Origin of the sequence: uncultured Cocleimonas sp., from assembly GCF_947495625.1 — a bacterium.
Classification (GTDB): Bacteria; Pseudomonadota; Gammaproteobacteria; order Thiotrichales; family Thiotrichaceae; genus Cocleimonas.
In genome coordinates this window covers 1-1,110 of record NZ_CANLZW010000076.1, presented here as the reverse complement: position 1 = coordinate 1,110, position 1,110 = coordinate 1, and the positions used below count along the sequence as shown (strand labels likewise).

Here is a 1,110-nt window from a genome sequence, read left to right as displayed (position 1 = left end):
AGTTTACCATTAGAAAGCGAACTTCATCTGAGGCTCGCTTTTCTTATGTCTGGGAGGATCTGGTTTTAGAATCTCTCGTAGATTCTTTCTTTCAAACAAGTTAATTTGAATTACCCTTAAGATACGTTGTACTGTCCAACCCGTTTTTGCACTATGACGAGCATACGCGAGTAACAAATAGGTGATCATTGCGATCCATATTTGAGTCATTACTGCATTGCGAGAAAGCCCTACAAAGGCTTTGATTTTAAGGTTCTGTTTAATCGCCTTAAAAAATAATTCCACCTGCCATCGGTCTTTGTAAATGGCGGCAATGGTCGATGCGCAAAGCTTGAAGTTGTTTGTTAAAAAGAGATAGGTTTTGTCACCCTCTTTGTCATAATACTCGACAAGCCTCAGCTTCGGCACTCCTCTTTTTACTGCATGAGCACTATTAAACTGAATGATTTGATCGCTGATGATACCTTTGCTAGCAATCACAGGATGGCTCTCCAAGACCTCATAAACGGATGTCGCCCGAAGTCTTGTAACGAAGTTAACCTTCTGATCTGTAAGGCTCTTAAACCACCCATAGTCATTATATCCTTTATCAAAGGCTACAATGCTACCCTTTGAAAAGGCAAACTTTCGACCTTGAATCCTGTCGTTTTCATTCCCATCGCTTAGAGCAACAAATTCTGGAAGCCAGTTACCATGATTTAGTCCAACACTTAATTTTACATTCGCTGCATCAGGTTGATGTGCCGCCCAGGGAAATAGCTTTAAGGATAAATTAACTGCACTCGCATCTAAAGAATACAAGGGGTTTTTAAAACGAAACTTATGCGTTGAGGGTTTTTTTGCAGTGGGATAATAGCTGATAGAAGACCGATTCATATAATGTGGCGGGTTGCTTTTCATTCAATCTTGCCAGGCTTGATCTTGCGATGGGCTTAGCACCCAGATGGTAGAGTTTTTCTTGTTGAGCTTCTAGGTTTGACTCGATATCTCGTAAGCTTTGTCTACCTGAAAGTTGTGACATCGCCATCCCGATGAATTGATCCCAGCGCGAGACTGAGCGTAATTTTTGCCCTGTATGGTGCTGTTTTGCTAATCGCTCAAATCCATGTC

1 pseudogene is annotated in these 1,110 nt (G+C 41.4%); it reads right to left on the bottom strand.

Features of this window, described 5'->3' with window-relative positions:
* Positions 1-9: 9 nt before the first annotated feature.
* Positions 10-1,110: pseudogene (locus Q1A31_RS20900) on the bottom strand (IS4 family transposase); the annotation flags it as partial.